Annotated in this window: 4 protein-coding genes and 1 pseudogene; 1 reads left to right on the top strand and 4 read right to left on the bottom strand. The window is 63.6% G+C overall.

Annotated elements, in window-relative coordinates; genetic code table 11:
• On the top strand, window positions 1-1257 hold a 1257-nt coding region (locus A5906_RS21510; protein WP_245326837.1), incomplete at its 5' end, for an ABC transporter substrate-binding protein.
• Window positions 1258-1454: 197 nt separating this feature from the next.
• On the opposite strand, the gene A5906_RS21505 is transcribed toward A5906_RS21510, so the two are convergent.
• From A5906_RS21505 to A5906_RS42615, 4 genes and pseudogenes are all read right to left on the bottom strand, one after another.
• The gene (locus tag A5906_RS21505; protein WP_080137328.1) at window positions 1455-2624 is read right to left on the bottom strand and encodes a Gfo/Idh/MocA family protein; all 1170 of its coding nucleotides are present in this window, start codon (window positions 2622-2624) and stop codon (window positions 1455-1457) included.
• A 42-nt stretch (window positions 2625-2666) separates the two neighbouring features.
• Complete coding sequence (locus A5906_RS21500; RefSeq protein ID WP_080137327.1) at window positions 2667-2981, bottom strand: septal ring lytic transglycosylase RlpA family protein; 315 nt, start codon at window positions 2979-2981, stop codon at window positions 2667-2669.
• 103 nt (window positions 2982-3084) lie between these two features.
• A complete protein-coding gene (locus tag A5906_RS21495; RefSeq protein WP_080137326.1) occupies window positions 3085-3930 on the bottom strand; it encodes a CmcJ/NvfI family oxidoreductase in 846 nt (281 codons plus the stop codon).
• 382 nt (window positions 3931-4312) lie between these two features.
• Window positions 4313-4699: pseudogene (locus tag A5906_RS42615) on the bottom strand (integrase core domain-containing protein); the annotation flags it as partial.

The raw sequence follows: 4699 nt of genomic DNA, 5'->3' as shown, positions 1-4699 counted from the left end.
CTCAGCCTCGATTGGACCCGCGCCCAGGCGCAAGCCGAGACATTGCGGATCGGCCTGATCTACGACCTCACCGGCCCCTTCGCCGCCGGCGGCTCGGTCGCCTCGTCGATCGGCGCGCAGATCGCGATCGATCTCGTCAACGAGAAGGGCGGTGTCGGCGGCAAGACCAAGATTGTTCCGGTCGCTGCGGATTCCCAGAGCAAGCCCGACGTCGCGATCAACGAGGCCGAACGCCTGATCAGTCAGGAGAAGATCGACATCCTCAACGGCGTCTATGCGAGCTCGCATGCGGTGCCGCTCGCGGCCAAGGTCGAGCAGCAGAAGAAAATCCTCTGGATCACGACCGCGGTCTCGACCGCCGTATTCAAGGACAAGAACCTGCAATACGTGTTTCGTGCGCAGATTCACTCGGACCAGTATGGCCAGGCGTTCGCTGCCTTCCTCGCCGAACATGCCAAGGCCAAGCTCGGCATGGAGCCGGGCGAAGTGAAAGTCGCGCTGATCCACGAAGACGGTCCCTACGGCGTCGGCGTCGCCGCAGCCGACGAGGCCTACGCCAAGCAGGCCGGCATTCAGGTGGTGCTGCGTGAAGGCTATTCCGCCTCCGCACCCGACTTATCGGTGCTGGTGACCAAGATCAAGCGTGCCAAGGCCGACGTGATCTCGCATGCCGGCTACAACCCCGACATCACCCTGTTCCTGCGCCAGGCCCGCGAGAGCGGGTTGCGCTTCAAGATGCTGTTCGGCGCCGGCGCCGGCTACAGCCAGCTCGACAAGCTGCGCGCGACCTTCGGCGCCGACATCGACAATTTCTGCAACATCGATCCGGTGCCGGCACAGCTGCTCGATCCGGCCAAGCTCGCGCCAGGCATCGGCGATCTGACCAACGCCATGGTCACGCGCTACAAGGCCAAGACCGGCGCAACCGAGGTGCCGCCGCACTGCTCGATGGGCTTCAACCAGACCTGGGTGCTGCTCAACAACGTGCTGCCGGTCGCCAAGGAGAAGTACGGCAGCTTCGAGCCCGAGGCGATCCGCAAGGCTGCGCTCGACGTCGACATCCCCGTCGGCGGTACCATCCAGGGCTATGGCGTGAAATTCTTCCCGCCGGGCACGCCGCTCTCCGGTCAGAACGAGCGCTCGACGCCGGTGGTGATGCAGAACGCGGGCGAGCACATCTCGGTGGTGTGGCCGACCAGCATCCGTACGCAGGACCCGGTCTTCCCGCTGCCGAAGGGATCGACCTACGGGACGTGAGGGGCGGCGCGGGCGGCGACAGTACTGCGCCCCCTCGCCCCGTTTGCGGGGAGAGGGTTGGGGTGAGGGGGAGTCTCCGCGAGGACGGTGACAGTTAGATTCGTGGAGAGTCCCCCTCACCCGGAATTCAAGCTTCGCTTGAATTCCGACCTCTCCCCGCAAGCGGGGCGAGGTGATACTGCGGCTCCGCCAGTGGTCTACAACACCACCCGCCGCCCCTCCTCCGCCGCCCAGTACCCGGCGTAGTTCACCTTGATCGTCTCATAGGCCAGCGCGAGGTCCGACAGCGGCTGGCGCCCGGTCGCGGCGCATTCCATGAAGTCCTGGATCTCCTGGAGATAGCCGCGCGTCCATTCCTCCTCGAGGCAGACATATTGCCAGCCGGTTTTGCGGTCGACCTTTTCGGTGATGTAGACGCTGGCGAGCTTCTCCTCGCTGGTCTGATAACTCATCAGATGATTGTTCGGCGTGATGTTGGCGAACAGCGAGCCGCCGCTCGTGTAGGTCTCGACCAGATTGCGCACGCCGCCCATGATCATGTCGCCGGAGAAGACGGTGGCCTTGGTGCCGTCGGAGAAGGTCACGGTGAGCGTGCCCCAGTCCTCGACATCGACGGGATTGGCCTTGATGTAGCTGCGCTCTTCCGGCTTGAGCACGGCGGTGACGTTGCCGACATCGCCGGTGACGCTGGCGACATGGATGCTCTCGCCGCGCGCCCTGGCTTCGACCTGCTTCAGATACAGCACGGCCGAGAGCGGATGGCAGCCCATGCGGATCAGCGAGCCGCCGCCGGTCATCGCCCATTGCGCCGCGTGCGCGGCGTGCGAGCCGGAATGGCTCTCCTCGCCCTTCATGAACAGGATCTTGTCCTTCGTCGCCTTGATGATCTCCGCGGTCTTGGTCACCGCCGGTGCGTAGATCCAGTCTTCGGCATACATGAAGAGTTTTCCGGTGCGCTCGATCGCGGCCCGCGTCCTGTCCATCTCTTCGATCACGCGCTCATACATCAGCGCCTTCGGCACATGCTTGCCGATCGGCCGCGCATCCCCCTCGCGGCCGAAATAGCCGGCAAAGGGCTTTTCGCAGATAACGTGCTTGCCGGCCTGCATGCTGGCGACGATCATCTCCGCATGAAGGTTCGGCGGGGTACAGATATCGATGACATCGAGCTCGCCGTCCGCGATCAGCTCGGCGAAGCTGCGATAAACACGCGGGATATTGTGATGCCGGGCGAACGCGACGACCTTGTCGCCACGCGCGGCGACCGCCGCGACCTCGACGTCCACACCATAGACGCGCCGGAGCGCATACATGTGCAGCTCCGACACGAAGCCGCAGCCGACGAGTCCCACCCTGATCCTGCCCATAGTGCCCCCTGTTTCGGGCGGCACTATAGCGCGCCCGGAGGCCTAATCCACCGAGACGCGCACCACGCCCGCGCTCATCATGCCGAGCGCGCGGGCGGCCGGCACCGAGAGATCGACGATACGGCCGCGGATGAAGGGGCCGCGATCGTTGACGCGGCACTGAATCGTGCGTCCGCTGTAGGACACCCTGAGCACACTGCCGAACGGGCGTGTGCGGTGGGCGCAAGTCAACTCGCCGCCTTTTCCGGCCTTTCCATATCCGTAATAGGAGGCAAGGCCGCTTTCGGCTTTTGCAACGGACATTAGGGCAAGAGATAAAGTCACGAGACCAAGCAATAGAGTCGTCTGCGCGTGCACGGCACCGCTCCCGGGTTGGCCTGCCCGGCGCTGCAAACGTCGCTTTGTTCCGCTTGGTTCCGGGAACCCTGCCGGGAAGGCCCGGCAGGGCCATCACAGTTTGTTACTGTTTGTGGAACACCAGCGTGCGGACCTCGATGCTTTCGCGAGGGGCTGCATCGGCCGGCGTGGTCGGATCGACGAATGCGGTATGGGGCCCGAAACGGGTGCGGCCGTCGGTTGCGGAATCATAGCACTTCAGCAGCAGCGCCTCGTCCGGCGTCATCTCCGGGAAATAGAACCAGCGGTGGTTCGGATTGTATTTCACCGAATAGGTCTCGCCGCGGCGGTTGGGATAGATCAGGTCGGAGGCGACGAGATCGTCAGGCGCCACCGTGGTGCCATCAGCCATGGCGAGCGGTGAATCGCGCAACGGGCCGCGGATCGGCCGCCAGAGATTGATCACCTGCACGCGTCCCTTCAGCAGCTCGTCGGCCTCGTCAGGCAGATGCTCGCGCACGCGGTTGGCGCCGGAGACGGCGGTCTGGTCGACATGGACACGCGTTGCCGGCTGGCGCGGCCCGCCGCCACGAATATCCGGCGCGCCTCCGACACGCTTGCGCACAGTGTGATCGAAGATGACGACGCGATCGGCCTTCAGCGTGGCCCGCAGGAACGCTTCGACCGCGGGATAGTAGACACTGCGGATCTCCTCCTCGTTGTAAAAGTCCTTCACCTGTGTCGGATGACGCACCAGCGCAAAGCCCTCACGATCGAGCGAAAAATTGTCCGCGATCAGCCGCGCATCGAAGATCGGGACCTGGTGCGGCTCCGGCAGCGACGTGCTCTTGGGCTCGCCCGGCGGCGGATCGAAAGCATAAGTACGCGGTTTGCCGGATGCCGGCGCGAGATAATTGAGTTCGGCGGTGACGAAGGGAAGCGATTCGATTTTTGTTTCTTGCAGGCCCATGGCCGGTCTCCCGATGTGGTCGTCGGATTGATTTTTGCGGGGGTGTGATGGAGCGCAAGGGAGGTAGAGCAAATAGCAATGAGGCTGTTGTCCGAGCCAAAGAATGCAGAAGGAACGTGTCGAGCAAGGCGATTGCGCCGAAAACCTCCTCCTTTCCTCACGAGCCCTTGAAGCGCCCGTGAGTGCATTTCTTCCTTCTCCCCTTCTGGAGAAGGTGGCGCGAGCGCCGGATGAGGGGATGTATCCGCGAGTTCGACTGTAAGAGATGAGGACGCGGAGAGAGACCCCTCACCCGTCTCGCCGCTAATCGCGGCGAGTGAGCAACCGGCAACATAGGTAACGGTTCAGACCGACGACATGGGTAACACAATTCTCGTTTCGTTCAGGTCTGTTGTTGTTGTTGGGGCTGTGGACCCTGGGGGCAACGCGCAGCGTTGTCCCCAAGTCCACAGCCCTTCCGTTTTGGCTTGCGCAGTTGGTCGCTGCGGTAGGCGATGGAGCCGAGCAGGACAGGACCGTAGCTGACGCTCCAGCAGCCTTCGGTCTCGGTCAGCCCAATCGGCTCGCCCGCCAAAGCAGCGTTGATGTAGACGAGCCGGCCGTTGAGCTTGATCTCTCCATTGTGACGAACCCAGCGGACCTCCTGGTCGCCGTATTCCGGGGAGCGCAGGATTCCGTCGTAGCGGCGCGGTGAAGCCTGGTAGCGGTCGGCAGGCGTGGCGTTGTCCAGCGACTGATGAGGACGTTCGTGATTGTAGAGCCGCTGGAA

The organism is Bradyrhizobium sacchari, from assembly GCF_002068095.1.
Taxonomy (GTDB): domain Bacteria; phylum Pseudomonadota; class Alphaproteobacteria; order Rhizobiales; family Xanthobacteraceae; genus Bradyrhizobium; species Bradyrhizobium sacchari.
The sequence above is the reverse complement of the archived record's forward strand: the minus strand, read 5'-3'. Positions and strand labels throughout refer to the sequence as shown.

Excerpts from the sequence above, each read along its gene's own strand:
- A5906_RS21505 (WP_080137328.1), bottom strand. The coding sequence starts at position 2,624 with ATGGGCAGGATCAGGGTGGGACTCGTCGGCTGCGGCTTCGTGTCGGAG.
- A5906_RS21495 (WP_080137326.1), bottom strand. The coding sequence starts at position 3,930 with ATGGGCCTGCAAGAAACAAAAATCGAATCGCTTCCCTTCGTCACCGCC.